This is a genomic window from Acinetobacter sp. LF10, from assembly GCF_048585715.1.
Lineage (GTDB): Bacteria > Pseudomonadota > Gammaproteobacteria > Pseudomonadales > Moraxellaceae > Acinetobacter.
The window spans coordinates 2,927,729-2,949,180 of record NZ_CP184160.1 but is presented as its reverse complement, the minus strand read 5'-3'; the positions used below and the strand labels follow the sequence as shown (position 1 = coordinate 2,949,180).

General features: G+C 38.2%; 19 protein-coding genes and 1 pseudogene. 12 read left to right on the top strand and 8 right to left on the bottom strand.

The window, feature by feature from the left end; genetic code table 11:
* Positions 1 to 191: 191 nt before the first annotated feature.
* Positions 192 to 887 (bottom strand): DsbA family oxidoreductase, encoded by a 696-nt coding sequence (locus ACN19N_RS14165; protein WP_269229006.1) that lies wholly within the window; start codon positions 885 to 887, stop codon positions 192 to 194.
* A 176-nt stretch (positions 888 to 1,063) separates the two neighbouring features.
* Between ACN19N_RS14165 and ACN19N_RS14160 the strand changes: the two genes are divergently transcribed.
* Positions 1,064 to 1,813, top strand: a complete 750-nt coding sequence (locus ACN19N_RS14160) for a hypothetical protein (protein WP_420001599.1) — start codon at positions 1,064 to 1,066, stop codon at positions 1,811 to 1,813.
* Positions 1,814 to 1,867: 54 nt separating this feature from the next.
* Here the strand turns inward: ACN19N_RS14160 and ACN19N_RS14155 are convergent, their stop codons facing one another.
* Entirely contained in the window at positions 1,868 to 2,566 is a 699-nt protein-coding gene (locus ACN19N_RS14155; protein ID WP_420001598.1) for a hypothetical protein, read from the bottom strand.
* Positions 2,567 to 2,862: 296 nt separating this feature from the next.
* On the opposite strand from ACN19N_RS14155, the gene ACN19N_RS14150 reads away from it, so the two are divergent.
* Positions 2,863 to 3,363: a hypothetical protein gene (locus ACN19N_RS14150; RefSeq protein WP_269229003.1), complete on the top strand. Its 501-nt coding sequence runs from the start codon at positions 2,863 to 2,865 to the stop codon at positions 3,361 to 3,363.
* Positions 3,364 to 3,418: 55 nt separating this feature from the next.
* On the opposite strand, the gene ACN19N_RS14145 is transcribed toward ACN19N_RS14150, so the two are convergent.
* From ACN19N_RS14145 to fadB, 3 genes are all read right to left on the bottom strand, one after another.
* Positions 3,419 to 4,042, bottom strand: coding sequence for a PH domain-containing protein (locus tag ACN19N_RS14145; RefSeq protein WP_269229002.1), 624 nt, complete (start codon positions 4,040 to 4,042; stop codon positions 3,419 to 3,421).
* A 166-nt stretch (positions 4,043 to 4,208) separates the two neighbouring features.
* Positions 4,209 to 5,381 carry an acetyl-CoA C-acyltransferase FadA gene (gene fadA, locus ACN19N_RS14140; protein WP_269229001.1) on the bottom strand — a complete coding sequence of 391 codons (1,173 nt, stop codon included), beginning with the start codon at positions 5,379 to 5,381 and terminating at the stop codon, positions 4,209 to 4,211.
* A 12-nt stretch (positions 5,382 to 5,393) separates the two neighbouring features.
* The gene (fadB, locus tag ACN19N_RS14135) at positions 5,394 to 7,547 is read right to left on the bottom strand and encodes a fatty acid oxidation complex subunit alpha FadB (protein WP_269230478.1); all 2,154 of its coding nucleotides are present in this window, start codon (positions 7,545 to 7,547) and stop codon (positions 5,394 to 5,396) included.
* Between the two features lie 609 nt (positions 7,548 to 8,156).
* On the opposite strand from fadB, the gene ACN19N_RS14130 reads away from it, so the two are divergent.
* The 7 genes and pseudogenes from ACN19N_RS14130 to ACN19N_RS14100 all read left to right on the top strand — a co-directional run bounded on the left by ACN19N_RS14130 (position 8,157) and on the right by ACN19N_RS14100 (position 15,467).
* Positions 8,157 to 9,221 (top strand): GGDEF domain-containing protein, encoded by a 1,065-nt coding sequence (locus ACN19N_RS14130; protein ID WP_269229000.1) that lies wholly within the window; start codon positions 8,157 to 8,159, stop codon positions 9,219 to 9,221.
* 158 nt (positions 9,222 to 9,379) lie between these two features.
* Positions 9,380 to 10,294, top strand: coding sequence for a lipid A hydroxylase LpxO (lpxO, locus tag ACN19N_RS14125; protein WP_269238953.1), 915 nt, complete (start codon positions 9,380 to 9,382; stop codon positions 10,292 to 10,294).
* A gap of 71 nt (positions 10,295 to 10,365) precedes the next feature.
* Positions 10,366 to 10,686, top strand: a pseudogene (locus tag ACN19N_RS14120) (hypothetical protein); the annotation flags it as partial.
* 106 nt (positions 10,687 to 10,792) lie between these two features.
* Entirely contained in the window at positions 10,793 to 12,592 is a 1,800-nt protein-coding gene (uvrC, locus tag ACN19N_RS14115) for an excinuclease ABC subunit UvrC (RefSeq protein WP_420001597.1), read from the top strand.
* Between the two features lie 104 nt (positions 12,593 to 12,696).
* Positions 12,697 to 13,494 (top strand): thioesterase family protein, encoded by a 798-nt coding sequence (locus tag ACN19N_RS14110; protein WP_420001596.1) that lies wholly within the window; start codon positions 12,697 to 12,699, stop codon positions 13,492 to 13,494.
* 105 nt (positions 13,495 to 13,599) lie between these two features.
* Positions 13,600 to 14,187: a CDP-diacylglycerol--glycerol-3-phosphate 3-phosphatidyltransferase gene (gene pgsA, locus ACN19N_RS14105; RefSeq protein ID WP_004659303.1), complete on the top strand. Its 588-nt coding sequence runs from the start codon at positions 13,600 to 13,602 to the stop codon at positions 14,185 to 14,187.
* A 119-nt stretch (positions 14,188 to 14,306) separates the two neighbouring features.
* Positions 14,307 to 15,467 (top strand): hypothetical protein, encoded by a 1,161-nt coding sequence (locus ACN19N_RS14100; RefSeq protein WP_293735069.1) that lies wholly within the window; start codon positions 14,307 to 14,309, stop codon positions 15,465 to 15,467.
* Between the two features lie 212 nt (positions 15,468 to 15,679).
* On the opposite strand, the gene ACN19N_RS14095 is transcribed toward ACN19N_RS14100, so the two are convergent.
* Positions 15,680 to 16,453 carry an IclR family transcriptional regulator gene (locus ACN19N_RS14095; RefSeq protein ID WP_004659301.1) on the bottom strand — a complete coding sequence of 258 codons (774 nt, stop codon included), beginning with the start codon at positions 16,451 to 16,453 and terminating at the stop codon, positions 15,680 to 15,682.
* A gap of 416 nt (positions 16,454 to 16,869) precedes the next feature.
* Between ACN19N_RS14095 and ACN19N_RS14090 the strand changes: the two genes are divergently transcribed.
* The 3 genes from ACN19N_RS14090 to ACN19N_RS14080 are packed head-to-tail and all read left to right on the top strand — an operon-like array spanning position 16,870 to position 20,226.
* On the top strand, positions 16,870 to 18,963 hold the full coding sequence (locus ACN19N_RS14090) for an FUSC family protein (RefSeq protein WP_269238957.1): 2,094 nt from the start codon (positions 16,870 to 16,872) through the stop codon (positions 18,961 to 18,963).
* Positions 18,956 to 19,171, top strand: coding sequence for a DUF1656 domain-containing protein (locus ACN19N_RS14085; protein WP_269238958.1), 216 nt, complete (start codon positions 18,956 to 18,958; stop codon positions 19,169 to 19,171). Before ACN19N_RS14090 ends, ACN19N_RS14085 begins: the two co-directional genes overlap by 8 nt.
* Before the next feature lie 53 nt (positions 19,172 to 19,224).
* On the top strand, positions 19,225 to 20,226 hold the full coding sequence (locus tag ACN19N_RS14080; protein ID WP_420001595.1) for an HlyD family secretion protein: 1,002 nt from the start codon (positions 19,225 to 19,227) through the stop codon (positions 20,224 to 20,226).
* Positions 20,227 to 20,392: 166 nt separating this feature from the next.
* Here ACN19N_RS14080 and ruvX read toward each other — a convergent pair whose 3' ends face one another.
* Together ruvX and ACN19N_RS14070 are read right to left on the bottom strand one after the other, a co-directional pair.
* Complete coding sequence (ruvX, locus tag ACN19N_RS14075; RefSeq protein WP_269238960.1) at positions 20,393 to 20,836, bottom strand: Holliday junction resolvase RuvX; 444 nt, start codon at positions 20,834 to 20,836, stop codon at positions 20,393 to 20,395.
* The gene (locus ACN19N_RS14070; RefSeq protein ID WP_269228992.1) at positions 20,829 to 21,383 is read right to left on the bottom strand and encodes a YqgE/AlgH family protein; all 555 of its coding nucleotides are present in this window, start codon (positions 21,381 to 21,383) and stop codon (positions 20,829 to 20,831) included. The genes ruvX and ACN19N_RS14070 overlap by 8 nt, the downstream gene beginning before the upstream one ends.
* Positions 21,384 to 21,452: the final 69 nt, after the last annotated feature.

The window sequence follows — 21,452 nt, the reverse complement described above, 5'->3', positions numbered from 1 at the left end:
ATGTGACTCAAGTCGCATATTGTTGAGTTAAAAGTTGATCAATAAAGATGGTTACTTTGTTACAGGATTTTCTGCTCAGATAAGCGGTATTCTTTTTGGGATAATAGGTGAGGGCATAAGAATTGTGGTTTTTGAAAATGTCCTGAACAAGCTCCAAATTAATCTTGAAGCTTGTGATTTAGTAAAAATAGTTAGGGATGAATGTCACACTGATCATCGTTACATTGAGCTGCATTGGTTTGCTCGATTTCTTGTGTAGATGCTGATTGAGCTTGTTGTAATGCTTGTAAGAAAATCTCACGCGGTTGTGCACCTGAAAGTGCTAGTTTTTGATCAAAGACAAAAAAAGGCACGCCAGTAACATTCAATTGCTCACGTGCAATTTTTTCATCGTGACGCACAAAATCTGCCAACTCATCTGAATCCAGCACATACTCAACCTCAGCATGGTCTAGACCAATCCGTGAAGCGATTTCTTCAACCACTTCACGTTCACCAATTGCAAGACCTTCAGTCATATAAGCATGAAAAAAGGCTTCTTTTGCTTCGTTACCTAAGCCTTTACTTTGAGCAAGATGAATGATCCGATGAGCATTAAAACTATTGCCTGAATTGGCTTTTTGCCATTGGAAGTCGATGCCTTCAACTGCTGCCATAGCAGCGACATTACGTTCCATTTCTTCCATTTCAGCAAAGCTACGCCCATATTTCTTTGCTAAGCGCTCCGTATTTGAAGTCTCGTGTTTAGCTGGAGCATCTGGATCGAGTTCAAAGCTATGCCAATGAATATCAAGCTCAATTCCTGCTTGTTCAGCAATATGTTCAAGACGCTTTTTCCCAATATAACAAAAAGGGCAAACCACATCTGACCAAATATCTACGCGCATGGTATATCTCTACAATTTTAGTTGGTTTGATAATAGGGGCGTAAGTACGAAATTTAAAGCGATGAAAATGTAATGCTCCGTTACGAGAAATGAAATAAAAATCAATTAACAGCCTATGTTTGATTGATTAAACTTAAATTCAGAACATAAAAAATATAATTAAGATTGGAGGCTGTATGCGCCGTTTTCTATTATTCCTTGCAGTCATTGTAATTTGTATAAGTACTTTCTTTTTCTATCAATATCGTGTGCAGCAAAAAGCAGCCAATACTGAACAAATGTTTGAAATTGTTATGGCTGAAAAAATGCGTGAGCTCTATGACCAAGCGCAAGATTGGTCAAAACCTGTGCAACTGAATGTACATGATGATCGTTTGTCAGGTGATTATAAGTTGATGTCCGAGTTTCTACTTAGTTATTGGATGCAAAATGTTGAAGCGCGAAATCATTATTTAAGGCAACTCAAAGCAGCAAATTGGGATACTTTTTTAGATGTAGAGCGTTTGGATCAAGATCGTCAGCAAGCTTATAAAGAAACAGAACAAATGCTTCGCGAGGTTCGGAAAATATCGGCTGAATATGAACGAAAACGGCAACAAATACAGACCGATTCACTTAAACAAGCAAAAAGTTTGGCTATTCATAATGAAATGAGAAAATCCTTACAAGTTAAATTAGAACATAACCTTAAAGTAGATAAAGCACATGATATTTTCCCGATTGAACAGAAAATTATAGAAAAAGCACAGGCAATGTTCGATATGTTGAGAACCTACCCATGGCAGAAACAAGACAAAATGATTCTTTTTCAAGAAACAATACAAGTGAAAAATTTTAATAACTTATATCAGGATGTACTCAGGCTAAATGCGAAGATGGAAAAAATTAAGAAAAGTAATGTTGAAGTATTAGATGAAGAATTGTAGTTCGATCAAGCAATGATTCAGCCTGTGAATCATTGCTTGATTGTAAGATCAACTTTAGTCGAAAATCTTTTCCGCTGCTTGGAACGGTAAACTCACCACATCAATCGCTACAGCAAAAGGCAGTAAAACCAGTTTTTCTAAAGGATTCATACCTGATTTTGATTTATAACTTTCTTCTTTATTGGTATAGATAGAGACTTGGTAAGGCTTACTTAATGCTTTTAATGAGGTGAGATTATTTGCAGCAGGGTATACGACACCAGCAAGCTTAATATCAAAACAGAACCGCTGTGCATACATACGCTCATCACTTGAGGATGAACATTCTTTTGCGCCATTTTCAATAAAGAACTCTAGATCTTTTTTGCTTAAATCTTCTTTAAGTTTTATATAGGAAAGTGGCAATGTACCTGAAAAATTGCCATCATTCTTTTCAGAATAAAAACTCAAGTCCCGTGTTATTTGAATATTTTTAGCATCAAGTTTACTGATCAAGCTCACAAATTGAGAACCACCTTGAGTCAAAATATAGCTGTTTTTTTTCCCTGCAATCACGATACTGTCTTTGGGTAAATTTGACGATGTTTGCGCAGGTCGCCCAAAAGCAACCACATTGTCTTCAACTAAAGTGACACGTTCTGTTCGAGTATAGGTTTTGTTGTCTTTCTTAATCAGTGTTTTGGTTGCACATCCCGTTAAACATAATGCTGTAATTGATATCGCTGTAGTCATTTTAATTAGAGTTGAAAACATCCAGTTCTCCTAATGATTTAAGTTTAAAATTTAAAAAAATAATTGATATTCATACAATATTTAAAAGACCATAATGAAAAATCTAAGTAGAAGCGAGGACTTTTCTCTTAAGTATGGCGATCTTTACAAAGATTAAACATGATCGCTAATACGGATAGATTTGATTTCTCGTTTAAAATTTTGGTGAAATTTACCGTTTATCTGAGCCATACTGAATCAAGTGTGACTTTGTTGTAGGCTTAAGCTTATAGTTATTTTTATTCAATGTTTAAGGTGAATGATTTTTGGAGCAAGTGATGAACTTTCTAAAACGATCAGCGCTGATGATGGCATTTACTTTAGTTGGATTTTCAGCAGTACATGCCGAAGAGGTTGCAACTTTACCAACCATTCGTATTATGGCTGAATCTGAATTACGTGAAGAAGTCGTAGGACCTACTCCATTTCAAGAAGATAAAAAGGTACGTCAAGCACTTCAGCATCGTATTTATAAAACCCATACTGATATGCAGAATGCAGGAATTCCTGAGAATATTAGTGCAGTTGAATTTGAACCAAAGGTGCAGTCAGGCTTATCTCAAGTTTCACCTGGGTTACAAGAGTATATTCTAGCGGTGGCTTCAGGTTTTCAATCATCTGATCCAACTAATGGTGTATTTAAAATATTAGAGCCACTTAATATAAATCGCAACAATATTGATGGCATTCGTGATGGTTCGATTAAAGTCAATTTGAATGATATTTTGCTATTACAGCAGCAAATTCAAAATGGTTTAAAAGATTTTAGACAACCATAGCTTATATCATTGATTAAGATAAAAATCCCCGCATATCTAGTGGGGATTTTTTCTATTATTGTTTTAGGTAACGCTCAAAAATTGCAGAGAAATCATAGTTCTCAATTTGTTTACGACGTTCAGTAAACTTATTTTCAACTTGAATGGTGGTCTGAGAAATAATATCAGGGAGGTTTAACAACACTTGTTCTGGTAATTCACGCAGAGAAAACATGTTATTCACAGCTTGTTGAGTGATGACTAGCGAATTTATTTGACGTTCAATTTCTTTACACGCTTCCCCAATACTAAATAGAGCTTTATATAAATCTCGTACCTTTTCGATTTGTGATTTTTCAATATCAATTGAATAACTTGCACCACCAAGTTGGAATTTGATTTCGACGTCCCGATCAATTGTACCTGCTGTTTCTAGAAGCACCCGACTAATCTGATAGTGTTTATATGGATAGCGATTCAACGTCCGTTTTTTGCTGACCGCACTTGTACCATCTAGATGAATGAAAGCGGTATTGGTAAAGCAGTATTCGTCGGTTTTTGCTTTGATCAAAAAGAAAATTTTTTCATTGTCTTCATGGAAAATATAGTCATCAATATCCGTCTTATCATAATCTCTAGGTTCAATAATCTTACCGATATCACTGGTTCCCATTAGATCAGCTGCCATATTTTTAAACATTGTTAGAACCTTATCGTTTTTGGAATTTGATAATAATTTGTCGTGTATTGTTCTGTCTACAGTGGATATTTGTATTTCAAAGATTCGATACAACGATGAAATGAATTTCTATCACATAAAAAAATCCCCGCGTATAGCGGAGATTTTCTTTTTATCTCAGTGTCGATTAAACACGTTCGATAATAGTCGCGATACCTTGACCAAGACCGATACACATGGTCGCAAGACCGATTTGCGTATCTTGTTGTTCCATCACGTTCAACAATGTTGTTGTGATACGCGCACCAGAACAACCCAATGGATGACCTAATGCAATCGCACCACCATTCAAGTTGATGATGTCTTGTTTCTCATAAACGCCTAAGCCTTTCATTACTGATAAGCCTTGTGCAGCAAATGCTTCGTTTAATTCGATAGTTTGGATATCCGCCATCGTTAAACCAGCACGTTTAAGCGCTTTTTGAGTTGCTGGAACAGGGCCGTAACCCATGATTGCAGCATCACAACCTGCAATCGCCATAGAGCGAATCACAGCACGAGGTTTTAAACCTAAAGATGCAGCACGTTCAGCTGACATCAACAACATTGCAGATGCACCGTCAGAAAGAGCAGAAGAAGTTGCTGCTGTTACTGAACCACCTTTAGGATCGAAAACAGGTTTCAATGCTTTGAATGCTTCAAGGTTTGCATCAGCACGAATTACTTCGTCGATGTCACACAAGATTTTGAAGCCATTTGCATCATGACCTTCAACACCAACGATTTCATTTTTGAAACGACCTTCTTGAGTTGCAGCCCAAGCACGACGGTGAGATTCAACACCGAAAGCATCTTGTTCTTCACGAGAGATACCGTTCATACGACCTAACATTTCAGCTGTTAAGCCCATCATGTTCGATGCTTTCGCGTAGTGTTTAGACGCTTCTGGGTTAAGATCGATGCCGTGCATCATACCTACGTGACCCATGTGCTCAACACCACCAATGATGAATACATCACCTTGATTCGTTGCAATCTGTGCTGCCGCAGTGTGGATTGCTTGCATTGAAGAACCACAAAGACGGTTTACTGTTTGACCGCCAGCAGTTTTTGGAATGTCAGCCAATAAACCAATATTACGAGCAATGTTCATACCTTGCTCTAAAGTTTGGTTTACACAGCCCCAAATGATGTCTTCAACTTCATTGGTATCAAACTGGTTACGAGCAACAAGTGCACGTACTAATTCAGCAGATAAACTGTCGGCACGTACATTACGGAACATACCGTTACGTGATTTGCCCATTGCTGAACGAACGCCATCAACAATTACAACGTCACGTGGATTTAAAGTAGCCATTCACGTTGCTCCTTAACCGTAGAATTTTTTGTTGTTAGCAGCCATGTCACGCAACATTTGTGGCGCTTCATAAGCCTTACCTAAGTGTGCATATTTGTCGCAGAGCGCAACGTATTCAGCAACACCTGTTTGGTCGATGTAACGGCATGGACCACCACGGAATGGAGGGAAACCTACACCCATGATCATCGCCATATCTGCTTCAGAAGCAGTTGCAACGATGTTGTCTTCTAAGCAACGAACTGTTTCGTTACAGAAAGCAAGCATCATACGGTCAATGATTTCTTGGTTGTCAAACTCGCGTTTTTCACCAGTCACGAAAGGCGCAATGATTTCGTAAGCTGTTGGATCAACAGTTTTCGCTTTCTTACCTTTCTTATCTAACACGTATTTGTAGAAACCAACGTCATTCTTTTGACCAAGACGTTTTGCTTCGTACATCGCTTCGATAGAACCTTTGTAGTCTGGCTTCATACGGTCAGGGAAACCTTCAGCCATTACTTCTGCGCCATGAACACCTGTATCGATACCAACAACGTCGATCAAGTATGCAGGACCCATTGGCCAGCCGAATTTCGCCATGACATTATCCACTTGTTGGAAATCCGCGCCATCTTTTACAAGAAGGTCGAATGCACCAAAGTAAGGGAACAATACACGGTTAACTAAGAAACCAGGGCAGTCGTTAACAACGATAGGTGTTTTACCCATTTTCTGAGCAAGAACAACAGTAGTTGCAATCGCTTCATCAGATGTCTTCTCACCACGGATCACTTCTACCAATGGCATCATGTGTACTGGGTTAAAGAAGTGCATACCAACAAAGTTTTCAGGACGTTGTAATGCTTTCGCCAAACGCGTAATTGAAATCGTAGACGTGTTAGAAGCAATAATCGTGTTTTCACGAACATTCTTCTCAGTGTCTGCAAGTACCATTTCTTTTACTTTTGGATTTTCAGTCACTGCTTCGATCACGATATCCACTTCTTTAAACTCATCGTAGCTTAAAGTTGGACGGATGCGAGCAAGTGTTTCACCCATTTGCGCAGGTTTCATTTTTTTGCGTTCAACTTGCTTGGTCAGTAAGCCATTCGCTTCTTTCATACCAAGTGAAAGTTGTGGGTTACCAATGTCTTTCATGATGATTGGTGTGCCTTTGCTTGCCGTTTGGTAAGCAATACCACCACCCATGATACCCGCACCTAATACAGCTGCTTGGTTAACAGGGTGAGCACCTTTCTCATATTTCTTCGCAGTTTTCTTCACAACTTGGTCATTGATGAATAAGCCAATCAATGCACCTGCTTGAGGAGTAATTGCTGCTTTAGCAAAACCTTGAGCTTCTGCTTTTAATGCATCATTACGTGTAAGGCTTGCACCTGCTTGTAATGAGTCAAGTAACAATTTTGGCGCAGGGTATTGTGCAGGGTTTGCTTTTGCAAGTACCGCACCTTTTGCTGTATTGAACGCCATCATTTGTTCAAGTGGGTTCAATTTAATTGCGTCTAATTTTTCTTGACGTTTTGCTTTCCAGTTCAAACGACCAGCAATGGCTTGTTTTACCAAATCAATCGCAGCTTCTTGAAGTTTGTCAGCAGCAACAACCGCATCTACAGCACCATCTTTTAGTGCAGCAGCTGGTTTTTTCGGGTTCGCCATTGCCATCCATTCAACAGCATTGTCGATACCAATTACACGGCTTAAACGTACGCTACCACCAAAACCAGGATAGATACCGAGTTTGATTTCTGGTAAGCCAACTTGTGCTTGCTCAGACATGACACGGTAGTCACACACTAAGCACATTTCAAAACCACCACCAAGCGCTGTACCGTTAATAGCAACAACTTTAGGGATGTCTAAATCTTCAAAGCTATTGAAGACGTCATGTACAGGCATAAGCCAATCAACAATTGCTTGTTCACCAGCAGCGAAGTTGTCGCCAAATTCAGTAATATCTGCACCAACGATAAATGTTGATTTACCAGAGGTAACAACTAAGCCTTTAATGTCGTTATTGGCTTTAACCGCAGCAATTGCTGCTTGGAAGTCTTCGATGGTTGCACGGTTAAATTTATTAACCGACTCACCTTGTAAGTCAAAGCGGAATTCTGCAATTCCGTCCGCAAGCATTTGGACGGTAATGGCATTGCCAGCGTGGATCATGCCTGATCTCCCTTGTTGTGGAGGATTCTGAGTTGATGTCATAAAGCGTGTATGCGTTAGCGCACACAAAATGCTTCGCTAATCTTACGATAACTATATCCAAAAAGGACATAACAAGTTGTATCAAGCCGTGACGCTAGGGTCATCTATTCTTTTAAAGAATTTATTTCTAAGGCTTGTATAAAAATAGAAAGCTATTTTTTCCTTTAAAAACAGTGAAAAGTTGATTGATTTTAGTCATGTGATTATCGGTTTTAAACGTAAAAAGTGTATTAAGCAAGCCATAAATCATTTTAAATTCATATTTTTTTTTATTAGCATATTTAATCTAATATTTAAGTTAAGTTGATAAAGTTATGGCTTATTTATTGCTTTATTATAGATATAGAGAAAGCAATGTTTTATTGTTAACTCTTTGTTGAAAAAAGGATTTTGAAAGATTTTTTTTGTTTTTAAAATGAGACATGGTTTGATTTTATGACAAAAAATGTTAGTTATAGCTATTTTTAGGGTTTATGTGAAAACGTATAGAAAAATAATTATTTGTTGATGATGTGGTTGAGAAGCTGAATAAAAAAACAAACCTGTTTAGGGAAGGCTGGGTAAAGGATGAAACCAACAGACCAAACATTGATGAAACAAATGCATATTTCGATTGAAGAAATTGAATATCGACGATCTTTGCTTAGTTTAAGTCATCAAGAATTACAGCAGTTGGTTGACTTAGGGGAACAAATCGATCTTGAGTATCTACTTGACCAAGTTGTGATTACCTTTTATCAACAGCAAACCTCGATTTCTGAGATAGCTTCACTGATTGGCGATATAGACACTTTATCACGGTTACAACATGCACAACGCCAATACTTGATAGAACTTTTTTCAGGTAATTATGATGCCAATTATGTCAATAATCGATTGAGAATAGGTTTAGTGCATAAACGAATTGGTGTCGAACCCAAATTATATTTATCCGCTGTCTATCATCTCAAAACCATGCTGATATCAATGATTCAACAACAATTAGGCGATACAGAGAATTTTCATCAAATACGTTCTACTTTAGAAAAGTTATTTATGTTTGATATTTCGCTGGTTGTAGAAACTTATGTATGGAGTTTGGTCAGTGAGTTGAAGGCATCTAAAGAAAAAATTGAGCAATATGCGTCTGTGTTAGAAGATCGTGCTCAGCAAATGGAAGCTTTATCTCAAACTGATCCGCTCACAGGACTATTAAATGTGAGACATTTAAATCGTATTTTAAATTCGACAATTTATGCGGCTGAACGAAGTTTAGAACCCGTTACAGTCGTATTTATTGATATCAATGATTTTAAAATAATTAATGATAATTTTGGGCATTCTAAAGGTGATCAAATCTTAAAGATTGTAGCGGATGCGATTCGATTCGTTGCACGTTTGGATGATCATTGTTTTAGATGTGGTGGAGATGAGTTCTGTATTGTATTTCCGCGTTGTACTGAAGCACAGGCACTCGAAAGTTTCGTTCCGAGATTACTACAGTATGTTTATCAAATTGAGCCGAATATTACTTTGAGTATCGGTGCAAAACAAACAGATCATGTTGATGGCTACTTAGATGCATCTACTTTGATTCATGAAGCTGATGCAAAAATGTATTTGGTCAAAAAACAGCAAAAAATAAAAAAATAACAATTTTCATTGAAAGATTTGTTTTTATATATACATGATATTTATTGTTTATTTTTTCTAATGAATTAAGTAGAACAAATTGCTGAACCAAAATTGGCTAGAAATTAAAAAAGACGATGATAAAATTCCGAGATTCATTTTTTTGGTCGATTTTTTCAATGGTTAAATGGATCATTTTAGCGATTTTCATTATTTCAGCTTTGTACATTCAGCGACGCGGTAAAGTAAAGCATTCGTTTTATCGTCAATTTTTTGATCACTCAACGATTCTTGCACCTATAAATTTTTTAATGTACATGTTTTCTAAAGTACCGAATCAACCTTATATTGATACTCAGTATTTTAAAGATTTAAAAGTTTTAGATGAAAATTGGGAAATGATTCGAGACGAAGCCAAAGCTTTATATGACAAAGGTGGGATTAAAGCTTCAAGTAGTTATGACGATCTCGGTTTCAACTCTTTCTTTAAAACAGGTTGGAAACGTTTCTATTTGAAATGGTACGACTCTGCGCATCCATCTGCCGCTGAACTTTGCCCAAAAACAACTGCATTATTAAAAACCCTTCCAACAATTAAAGCTGCGATGTTTACTGAGTTAGCACCAGATAGCCGTTTAGTTCGCCATCGTGATCCTTATGCGGGTTCATTGCGTTACCATTTAGGTCTTATTACACCAAATGATGATCGCTGTTTTATTGATGTCGATGGTCAGCGTTATTCGTGGCGTGATGGTGAAAGTGTAGTGTTTGATGAAACCTATATCCATTATGCGGAAAACACCACTGACCAGAATCGTATTATCTTTTTCGCTGATGTAGAACGCCCATTAAAAACCCGTTTTATAGAAAAGTTTAATCATTGGTTTGGTAAAAGTGTCATGACGGCAGCCAGTTCACCCAATGAAGCGGGTGATCAAACTGGTGGGTTGAATAAGCTTTTTGGATATATTTATCAGTTTCGTTTAAAAGCCAAAGCCTTAAAAGCAAGCAATCGTGGTTTATATTATTTTTTGAAATGGTTCATCATGTTAGGGCTATTTTTCTTAATTTTTATTCGGCCTTATGTATTTTAAATCTGAATGAGATCAACGCCCGAAAGGGCTTTTTTTGATAGCGATGATTTGGTTGTTTATTTGTTTATTAATGTTGGCAAAAACAAGTTCAGTTGAGTACTCAAGATTATATTGAGTCATATCCAACTCAAAATCTGTCACATGTAAGTATAGGAGGCAGTATTATCCGCCAAGATATTTGGCAAAATGCAGCTTGGACTGCATTTACACCTAATACTGAGTTTAATTTAGCAGATACACGCATTCGTCATCAGTCTCGTGAATATTGGGGTTTTTACCATACAACTAGAGAAGTTAATCCAATCGCTCCAACAAATGAACTAGCCTATGATTTCTTTAATGAGTCTGCATTTAAGAGCGCTGATCAAGTATTGAGTCGAGTTTTTAAATAATTGGTGTTATTTGAGTTGTTGAATTGATGAATTTTGGCTCAATTGACTTGAAATTGATTTATGCAGACTACATCATCGAAAGCATTACTGATGATGAAAGTCTGCTGTGAATCCAAACGCGCGTGAACACATTGAAAAAATATTGATTCATATGACTCAATTGCCTGGTGTTTATAAAATGCTTGGCAAAGATGGAGAGTTACTGTATGTCGGAAAAGCCAAAAACTTAAAGAATCGTGTATCCAGCTATTTTGTTAAAACGATTGATCATCCTAAGACACAGGCTTTAGTGGCGCGAATTTATGACATCGAAAGTTTAGTTGTTCGTTCTGAAACAGAAGCATTATTACTTGAACAAAATCTGATTAAATTACATCGTCCGCCATACAATATTATGTTGCGTGACGATAAGTCGTATGTCTATATCTTCGTTTCAGCAGATAAACCTTACCCACGTATTGCTAGTGGCCGTGGCAAAGGTAAACATCAAGTTGGCAAGTTTTTTGGTCCATATCCAAGTGCTTATAGTGCTAGAGATACACTACTTGTATTACAAAAATTATTTAATGTCCGCCAATGTGAAAACAGTTATTTTTCACAACGTAAACGCCCTTGTTTACAGTATCAGATTAAACGTTGTACAGCGCCTTGTGTCGGTCTGATTAGCCCTCAGGACTATAAGGAAGATGTGGATAATTCAATTCGTTTTTTACAGGGTGATACCAAAGAACTCAATCAAGAGTTGATTGGAAAAATGGAACAGGCTGCGGAAGCTCTTGAGTTTGAAAAAGCCGTATTTTATCGTGATCGTCTTGCGTTATTGCGCGAGGTTCAAGCACAACAAGCAGTATTTAAGATCAAAGGCGAAGCCGATATTTTGGCGATTGCCTATCAAGCGGGTGTGACCTGTGTGCAAATCATGTATGTGCGTAATGGGCGGATGCTGGGTGGTAAAAGTTATTTTCCAGATATGTTGGGAGATGATTTGGCGCAAATGCTGAATGATTTTATGGCGAATTTCTATTTCCAAGTGGCGGATGAAGTGCCATCAGAATTGATTGTAAATGTAGATATTCCCGACCAAAAACAATTAGAAGAAGCATTACAACACACCTTCAATAAGAAAGTTCAAATCAAACATAAAGTGCGAGAAACTCGGGCTGAATGGCTAGAGTTGGCGCAAATGAATGTGCAACATGCGATTAAAGGTAAACTGAGTAATCACTTGGAATTAAACGAGCGCTTTCATCAACTTGAACAAATGGTTGGAAGACCTATTGATCGGATTGAATGCTTTGATATCAGTCATACCATGGGTGAAGCACCGATTGCTTCTTGTGTAGTCTTTGATCAGGGCGGTGCAAGAAAGCGAGATTATCGTCAGTTTGCGATTCAGGATATTACGGGCGGTGATGATTATGCGGCGATGCGCCAAGCATTGATACGCCGTTATAAAAAAAATATGTTACCTGATCTACTCTTGATTGATGGTGGTAAAGGGCAGTTGCATATGGCGATGGAGGTTATGCAAGAATTAGCGCTTGATGCTTTTATGATTGGTGTCTCTAAAGGTGAGGGACGTAAACCGGGGTTAGAAACGCTACATTTTACCGATGGGACTAAGATTCAATTACCCGAAGACCATAAAGCTTTACACCTCATCCAACAAGTGCGAGATGAAGCGCATCGTTTCGCCATTACCAAACATCGAGCTAAGCGTGATAAACGCCGTAGTAGTTCTGTTTTAGAGGCTATTCCTGGGCTAGGACCAAAACGCCGTCGTGATCTACTCACTCATTTTGGTGGTATACAAGGTGTTTTAAAAGCGTCAGAAAAAGAGTTGATGCTTGTACCGGGTTTGGGTGAAGTCATGGCGAGAACGATTTATAAAATTTTGCATGAATAACTTGACCGATTGGCTCAATCTGTCAATGACTGATGCGTCAATGATCATTCACAAAAAGATAAAAACATTTAAAGATAAGATGGTTTGACGATTAAGGAAAGATAATGTCATTGCTTCCGCTATATCAACAGGTTGAACATCAAGAGTGGATTGATATTCCATTAGGATGGTTACAAGGTCGCACCGTATTTGGCGGTTTAGTTGCAGGATTATTAATCCAAAAGGCGCAGAGTGTGGTTCATGATACAACAAAGCAGTTGTTGAGTTGTAATGTGACCTTTGTTGGCCCTGTACAAGAAGGGCAGGCTAAACTCACGGCGGAGGTGTTGCGAGAGGGTAAATCGGTTACAACCTTAGAAGTGCGGTTATGGCAAGCTGATACTGTACAAAGTATATTAATTGCGAGTTTTGGTTCTCAGCGTGAATCTCGGATTCATGTGCAAAATCTACCGCAAATTCCTGATTATCCACTGCCGGCACAGTTGGAAAAAACGGCTTATATTGAAGGCTTAATGCCACAGTGTTTGCAACAGTTTGAACTATGTTGGGCTGAAGGTAATTATCCAATGGCTGGCAGCAAAGTGCCTGACTTTGGCGGATGGTGCCGTTTTATTCCTCAGTTGCATCCAAATCGTGAAATGAAATTGGCCGATCTATTTGGATTGATGGATGTCTGGCCACCAGGTGTGTTACCGATGTTTAAAACCCCTGCACCAGCAAGCTCATTAACATGGCAGATTACCTATTTGCAGCCGATTGCTCATCAAGTACAGGATTGGTTCAAATATAAAGTAGTGACTGAATATGCTGAACATGGCTATTCAACCGAGTATGCCTATCTTTGGGATGATGAAAATCGACTGATTGCGGTACTTCGACAAACAGTTGCCGTTTTTGCCTAGTCGACACTGCCGTGCATTTCGTATAAAGTTGCTTACACATGGATACAATCTCGGCACATCCTTTGTGCGACATGCATATTTGATGCGAACAACATGGCGGTGTTTATGAGCACAGGGCGAATCCTGAACATTCCTAATATTTTAACTTTGGCGCGTATCGCCCTCATTCCTGTATTTTTGGCAATTGCCTATTGGCCACCTGCAATTGGAATTGCTGAGCATCATGGGGGAATGATGCGACATTTGGTATTGACTGCAATCTTTGTTCTTGCAGCAGTGACAGATTGGTTCGATGGGTATTTAGCTCGGACTTTGAATCAGACTTCTGCTTTCGGGCGTTTCCTTGATCCAGTCGCCGATAAGCTTATGGTTGCAGCTGCATTAATTGTATTGGTGCAATGGCAACCGACGATCTCAATGGCTTTTGCTGCAATTGTGATTATTTCGCGTGAAATTACTGTTTCGGCATTGCGTGAATGGATGGCTGAACTAGGTGCACGTACTAGCGTTGCAGTTTCTACGGTAGGAAAGTACAAAACAGCATTTCAAATGATTGCGATTAGTGTGTTCTTATTAAACTGGAAACCACTCGAAATCTGGGCATATGCTTTACTGTATACCGCCGTTATTTTGACTTTATGGTCGATGTTTATTTATATGAAAGCTGCTTGGCCATATTTAAAACAGCCTTAAAATGATTTGCCATCACTATTTTATTTAAATTTAATAAAAATCTAGATAATCAAAGCATTCACTATAAAATTTGTGAAATATAGTGAATGTTAAAAATGATAACGTAGGAACACGGTTACATGTCATCTTTATTATATTTATCAAATCAAGAGTTGTATCTATTACAAAATCAAAAAACACAGACTATAGATTGTCATGCGGTCAGTCAGTACAAGAAAAATTTACAAGAAATTAAGCAGCGCAAACAATGGAAAACCACTGGGACTGGCGCGCAATTTATGGGGTTGACCCGTCAAGATGATCCAAATGAATTAGCCTATGTATTTCCAGTTGATGCGGTATTGACTGATAATCAACAGATGATTTATGCGGCGCGACTACAAGATGGTTGCGCAATTTATATGAAATCATTAACTGAGTTACAACAGCCAGAAGCTTTGGTTCTTAGAAACAATGAATTTATTGTTCATCATCTTGATTATGCAGCGCAAAAACAAAGATTAATTTTATCTGCAAGTAAAGGTTATGCTTATGAAAGGCATCTTTGTGTTTTGGGGTTAGATTCGAATCACATCCAATATATTACAGAAGGTGACTGTCAAGACGAACATCCAAGTTTTGATCCTCAAGATCCTGATATTGTTTATTATGATAGTTGTGGTTTTGCTTATGACCATCAAGGTAATATCAGTGTGGGACCGAAAGAGATTTGTCGCTTAAATTTAAAAACAGGTGAATTAGAAACAATCATTGCTGATCCGAAGTTTGATTTTTATAAACCAAAAATTGATACGGCGGGGCAGCTTTATTTCCTTAAGCGTCCATATAAAAATCAGCATCACAGCGGCAATTCACTCAAAGATATTATATTTGCGCCGTTCAAAATTATTCGTGCTGTGATTGGTTGGTTAGACTTTTTTACGCAACGTTATACTGGGGAATCACTTAAGTCGACTTCAGGTGCAAATCCTGCTAAGACTAAACAAAAATCTGAAGAAGAATTATTTGTTGAAGGTAATTTGATTAAAGCTCAGAAAACTTTGCAACAAAATCAAAGTGCAGGTGAAAAATTTGCGGGTGTGATCCCTCGTAATTGGGAACTGATTCAATATGCAACGAATGGGGAGCAGAAAGTTCTGAAAAGAGGGGTGTTAGGCTATGCCCTGAATCAGGATGGTTCGCTTTATTATTCAAATGGTAAATATTTGGTTGCAATGTCGACTGATCAGACTGAACAGATGTTGGTTGAAGCAAAGTTAATCAATAAAATTATGTGTTAACTCAATAAATTTATTCTAACTCATTGTTTATAAGTTATTTTAATTAAGAGTTTTGGATGGCGCTTAAGAAAAAAGCCCATACAAAGATGAGCTTAGTTCTCTGAGGAAATACACGCTCTTTGGGAAAGCATGCTGAAGGACATAATCATAATATGAGAATATATTGCTATTTACAACGGATAAAAATGTAAATATTTTTTAAAATTCTCAATTCAGTTTGACTGATTTTCGGAAAGTGTTGCAAATTTATGCTCAATTTGCGCTGCATTATTTTGCAAGATCTCGATCAGTTTTTGAATATTCAAGAAATCAAAACGATTTTTTGATGCTACTAGCGTGAGTGCAATCGGCGCTTCTTTAGTAGAAAAGCGAATCGGCACGGAAAGGCCACATACCATTGGATCAATCTCACCCTGCGATAAATAAAAGCCTTGTTTTTTAATTTTCCGCATTTGCTGCATAAATTCATCGAGGCTATGGGCAAAGCCTACCTGAGCAAGTTCCTGAGTAAACTGATGATAATAAGCTTGAATATGCTGCTTCGAGAGATGAGCAATCACAATTTTGGGTGAAGCACCTACATAAACAGGGCGTGGACAACCTCTTCCGTAAGAAATAAGTTCTGCTTCTTTAAAGGTTTCATGGTGTAAATCAATACAATAATCATGGTTTAAATAGGTTAATAAACAACAGAGTTCAGTACGATCTACGATATCACGCATAAAAGGAATACTGATCTGAACCAATGGATCTGTACTATGAGAAATATAATCAAGAACGGCAATTTTAGACCCTAAAGTGTAGTCTCCTGATGTACCACTAATGCGTTTTAAAATATCTGTTGAAACAAGTTCTTTAAGATAACGATAGGCTGTGGGTTTTGACAGACCAAGCTCATCACAAATGATATCGACATTGATAATCGGACGTGAAACTGAAAATAAATCCAGCACGGTGAGAATTTTACCAAAACTCGAAATTGCCATGATCCGTTGTCTACTCCTTAAAAATAACGTGAAAATCGAACTTTTATTGCTTTATAACAGAAAAGCCCGAGATCGTGTATGGACTTTTAGGTCGGAATATTTTTGCTCAATCAATTAGGCATTGAATTGAGAAAAGATATGGTTTTTATTGAAAATATTTTAAATTAAAATGAAAAATTATCAAATAGTGATAATTTATGTTGACTAATTTGCTTTGTTTTGAAAAAATTATAGATGTAGTGTCTTTATTGGATAATGAAATTAGTTAAATTATCTCCATTTGCTCTAGACACTATGCCTTGTTCCCCATAATCAGCTTTTTCTTGTCAACTGATTTAATACTCCAAATCGGTCTAACTTCGTGCCACATTGTTATGTGTCATTAGATCAGGCTGACTTAGAATTGAGACATATTCATGTTACTTAAACAGCTGTTAGCTTTCAGACCGAGCCGACTTGATCTTATTTTTGCTTGTAAAACCTTTGTAGCAGGCATGCTGGCGCTGTTTATTTCTTTTGAATTAGATTTGATTAATCCGATGTGGTCGATTGGAACGGTCATGATTATTGCCAATCCTTATTCGGGAATGGTGTCTTCGAAATGTGTGTATCGTTTGATTGGGACTGTAGCAGGGGCAGTCATAGCACTGTTATTGACCCCACATTTTATTAATACGCCGTGGCTATTTACGGTTATTTTATCTCTCTGGGTGGGCTTTGCTTTATATGTGTCATTACTAGACCGCACGCCGCGTAGCTACGTATTTATGTTGGCAGGATATTCAACTGCCATGATTGTTTACAATGCAATTACCTATATCGATACCTACAATATTTTTGATATCGCTGTTGCACGTGTACTTGAAATCTCTGTTGGGGTGGTCTCTTCCGCCGTTGTTTCGGCAACTTTTTTTCCAGTTCATGTTGGCGCAATGATTAAGCAACGTGTCAATAAAACGTTAAACGATCTAGAAGCAACCTTTGAAAAATTGATTGCAGTTCAAGAAACACCTGAAAATTACACGCAATTTTTATCTGTGATTACTCGTGATGCCTCTGATATTCATGCCTTAGCTGTACATTTGGCTTATGAGAAAGGTGAGTTGAAAGGCATGACCAAACCTTTACAAGAAATGCTACATCAAGTGTCATTGGTGGTTGCGAATTTGGTTGCATTGTCTCAACGTGTGAAACAACTCGAACATTTGCACTTAGTTAATCTTGTTTCGCATTTGGATATGATTCGTCAGCATACTTTGACATTTTTAAAACAAGAGAAAAGTTTAGTACCTGCTGATTTACAGACTTTGCCAATTGGATTTGAAGAGGATTTCGCTGAGCTGATTTCTAAAGTAACGTCTGAACAGAAAGTTGTATTGGCTGCATTAAAGATGGATGTTCGTCATTTTATAGCCAATATCTTGGCAGTAAAACTACTTTGGCAACAAATTCAACAAGGCAATAAAGAGATTCCAATAGAAATTACAGCCATTACGACGAAATATCCAAGTTTACATCGTGATCATGGTATTGCGATACGAGGTGGAATTAGTGCGGTACTGATTACTTTTATTGTCACTGCAGCTTGGATTCTGTCAGGTTGGAAAGCGGGTTTTATGATGGCGCAAATGGGTGCAATTACGGCGTGTATCTTAACGGCTTTGGATAACCCAGTACCTGTGCTGCGGATTTTTATTTGGGGCAGTATTGTATCCGCAGGCTTAGTATTCTTATATGCATTTGGTATTTTTCCGCATGTGACTCATTTTTGGCAATTGGCTTTGGTGCTATTCCCTGTGTTTTTAGTGGCTGTCAGCATGATGGCAAATCAAATGTTAATGCCTGTAGGAATGGTACTTGGGATTAACACCATGATGGGACTGAATCTGCATAATAAATACAGCATGGATGCTGTTTCTTATTTAGATAGTTCATTTGCAATGGTTCTGGGCGTATTGGTTTCACTCATTGTGATTGATTTAGTTCGAGCTGTTTCACCTGATACCAGTGCAACGCGAATTTTAACTTTACATTATCAGGCGATGCGTCAGGCATTAAATCTATCTTATGGTAGTGAGTTCAAAATTCATCTACGCAGTATGTTGGACCGAGTTGGAGTATTGAATACCAAAATGGTTCAAAATCCTGAAGTTAAGATCTCGATTCAGAATGCTCTGATTGAAAGTAGTTCAATTATTGACTTAGTCCGATTGCAAGAAATCAGCCAAAAACTCCCCCAATTGGTCAGTTTGAAAAATGAAGTCAATGTACTGCAACAGCAACTGACAGAATATTTTCAAATGCAGGAGAAACAACTTTCTCTAAACCATTTTCCAATTCGAATTGTACAGCAGATTGATCTATTACAGCGGATTACAGTGCAAATTGAAGATGAGCAACTCGCTCAAAGAATGTTGATTTCTCTGAATAATATTCGTGAAAGCATAGGGCACGTCTCAACACAAAAGATGGATTCAGAAATATATGATTTAGGTGTATTGCATGGGTGAGATTAACGTTTATGGAATCTATATTCCAATTCTTTTGGTGCAAGCCATCATCGCCTACGTGCTTTTTAAGCTGATGAGTCCACTGATCGATCGTTTAGTTATGAGAGGTTGGGTTGTACTACCGAACATTTTCAACTTGTGTTTGTACTTGGGATTGTTGCTGTGTATGCATTGGTTATGTCTTTATTTACAAGGTACAAGCCTTTAAGTAGCTCTCTCCGAAATTTAATGATTTAAAAATATGTGGTAAAGGTGATGAACATGAATGCATTTGATGTACGAAAAGTCATACGTCCAATTGTATTAGTACTTTCGGTTTTGATTGCGATATATGCAGTCGTGCATTTATGGAATTACTACAATGCTGCACCGTGGACACGTGATGGTCGTGTGCGTGGTGATGTGATTCAAGTGGCTTCGGATGTGAATGGATTAGTAACTGAGGTTCTGGTACAGGACAATCAAACGGTAAAGAAAGGACAAGTTCTTTTCAAGATTGATGTTGAACGTCAAGCGCTTGATGTTGAACAAGCTAAATCTGATTTAGCAAAAGCCAATGCTGGTTTGGCTCAGGCGCGTGCAAACTTAGTCGGTTCAAAGGCAAATTTGGTCAAGACTGAAGCTAATATGAAATTGGCTGAGAAGAATGCAGCACGTTATGCCAGTTTGATGGATGGTGCAATCTCTAAGCAAGAGCAAGATCAGGTTTTTGCTACACGCGATCAGGCGATTGCGGAAAAAGAGCAGCTAGCAGCGAGTATTGAACAGGCCGAGGCTGCTATTCAACAACAGCAAGCTTTGATCGAAGTGGCGAATAGCAATTTACATTTAGCTCAGCTCAATATGAGTCGTTCGGCAGTCGTTGCACCTGCGGATGGGACCTTAGCTAACTTTGATTTACGTGTTGGGAATTATGTTAAAGTTGGGCAAGCGGTTGCTGCGCTGCTAGATCGTCGTCAGCTTTATGTCGTGGGCTATTTTGAAGAAACCAAATTGAATCGTATTCATGTCGGTGATGCTGCAACGGTACAGTTGATGGGGGATCGCCAGTTAATTCGTGGTCATGTTCAAGGTATTGCAACAGGGATCGAAGATCGTGAGCGTTCTGGTAGTTCTAATCTATTGGCAAATGTAAACCCTACTTTTAGTTGGGTACGTTTAGCGCAACGTGTGCCTGTAAAAATTGTTTTAGATGAACAACCTCAGAATCCATTGGCTTTTGTTTCAGGGCGAACTGCAACCGTGAGAATTATTGAGAAATAATCAGGCATAGTCTGAGCTGATTTATTTTTTAAGAATTGCATTCTAAATTTTATTCAAATGGTTTGGGTTATAGACGTGCTAAAGCAGTTATTTTGAGCATTTGGATCTGATTTTATCACGGTACATCAGTGTGCTATACCGTGATAAAGCGCTTAAATATAAATGATTAAGGTGTTATTCCATTAGGATCACGATACCAGCTTTGAATGAGTAGTGCAGCTGCGAAACTATCAGCCGATAATCGTTTTGCTTGGCCTTTGTTTTGATAAGACTCAAGTTCTTCTCTCGCTTCGCGTGTAGTCAAGCGCTCATCCACCATCCACGTTGCAATATTGGTTTGATGACGCAAACGTCGTGCAAATTTTCGTGCGCGAGCGGAGAGTTCAGATTCACTATCATCCATATTTAATGGCAAACCGACTAAAAAAAGATTGGGTTGCCATTCTTTGACGAGTTTTAATAGCTGGTTCCAGTCAGGGATACCATCTTTCATGACGAATAATGGCAAAGGATTAGCACTCTCAATAGTTGATTGACCAATTGCGATCCCCATTTTTTGAGTACCAAAATCAAAGGCCATAATAGATTGCGAAGTTTTAAAATCAGGCATGACCAATCTCTGAAGCAAACCATGTACGGTCTACCCCCATTTTTTTGTATGCCGCATCCCAACGATCGCCGTAAGGTAGATTAAAGATTAAATCCATATCTGAGTCACAAATCAGCCAGTCACCACGTGCCATTTCTTCTTCAAGCTGATTTTTGCCCCAGCTGGCATAGCCTAGGGCAATTTGGTAACGACCGACACCTTCGTTATGTGCAATTGCATCCAAAATATCTTTACTGGTGGTAATGCAAACATTTTCACCGACTGCGATTGATGAATGCCAAGTAGGTTGACCTGTATGTAGGACAAAACCTGCTTCTGGGCGTAATGGTCCACCTTGCAACACGGCATGAGGTTGTACATTATCTGCATCAATCTCTAAATCATTCAATAATTCTTTGATCTGTAACTCAGAAGGGCGATTGATAATAATGCCTTGTGCACCATCTTCATCATGGCGTGCCACATAGATAACAGTATTGGCAAAGAAGTCATCTGTTATGTCTGGTGGAGCGATGAGACAACGGTGAGTTAGATATTGTTTCGTCACCTAGGCGATTCTCCATCAAAAATATTATGCTGATCTATCTATATAGGTTCTTCTTATCAACATACAAGA

What these genes read in the sequence shown, in the direction of transcription:
- fadA (WP_269229001.1), bottom strand. Translation starts at nt 5,381, where the DNA reads ATGGCTACTTTAAATCCACGTGACGTTGTAATTGTTGATGGCGTTCGT.
- ACN19N_RS14150 (WP_269229003.1), top strand. Translation starts at nt 2,863, where the DNA reads ATGAACTTTCTAAAACGATCAGCGCTGATGATGGCATTTACTTTAGTT.
- ACN19N_RS14130 (WP_269229000.1), top strand. Translation starts at nt 8,157, where the DNA reads ATGAAACCAACAGACCAAACATTGATGAAACAAATGCATATTTCGATT.
- lpxO (WP_269238953.1), top strand. Translation starts at nt 9,380, where the DNA reads ATGGTTAAATGGATCATTTTAGCGATTTTCATTATTTCAGCTTTGTAC.
- ACN19N_RS14100 (WP_293735069.1), top strand. Translation starts at nt 14,307, where the DNA reads ATGTCATCTTTATTATATTTATCAAATCAAGAGTTGTATCTATTACAA.
- pgsA (WP_004659303.1), top strand. Translation starts at nt 13,600, where the DNA reads ATGAGCACAGGGCGAATCCTGAACATTCCTAATATTTTAACTTTGGCG.
- ACN19N_RS14080 (WP_420001595.1), top strand. Translation starts at nt 19,225, where the DNA reads ATGAATGCATTTGATGTACGAAAAGTCATACGTCCAATTGTATTAGTA.
- ACN19N_RS14145 (WP_269229002.1), bottom strand. Translation starts at nt 4,042, where the DNA reads ATGTTTAAAAATATGGCAGCTGATCTAATGGGAACCAGTGATATCGGT.
- ACN19N_RS14110 (WP_420001596.1), top strand. Translation starts at nt 12,697, where the DNA reads ATGTCATTGCTTCCGCTATATCAACAGGTTGAACATCAAGAGTGGATT.
- fadB (WP_269230478.1), bottom strand. Translation starts at nt 7,547, where the DNA reads ATGATCCACGCTGGCAATGCCATTACCGTCCAAATGCTTGCGGACGGA.
- ACN19N_RS14090 (WP_269238957.1), top strand. Translation starts at nt 16,870, where the DNA reads ATGTTACTTAAACAGCTGTTAGCTTTCAGACCGAGCCGACTTGATCTT.
- ruvX (WP_269238960.1), bottom strand. Translation starts at nt 20,836, where the DNA reads ATGCCTGATTTTAAAACTTCGCAATCTATTATGGCCTTTGATTTTGGT.
- ACN19N_RS14155 (WP_420001598.1), bottom strand. Translation starts at nt 2,566, where the DNA reads ATGTTTTCAACTCTAATTAAAATGACTACAGCGATATCAATTACAGCA.
- ACN19N_RS14085 (WP_269238958.1), top strand. Translation starts at nt 18,956, where the DNA reads ATGGGTGAGATTAACGTTTATGGAATCTATATTCCAATTCTTTTGGTG.
- ACN19N_RS14160 (WP_420001599.1), top strand. Translation starts at nt 1,064, where the DNA reads ATGCGCCGTTTTCTATTATTCCTTGCAGTCATTGTAATTTGTATAAGT.
- ACN19N_RS14165 (WP_269229006.1), bottom strand. Translation starts at nt 887, where the DNA reads ATGCGCGTAGATATTTGGTCAGATGTGGTTTGCCCTTTTTGTTATATT.
- ACN19N_RS14095 (WP_004659301.1), bottom strand. Translation starts at nt 16,453, where the DNA reads ATGGCAATTTCGAGTTTTGGTAAAATTCTCACCGTGCTGGATTTATTT.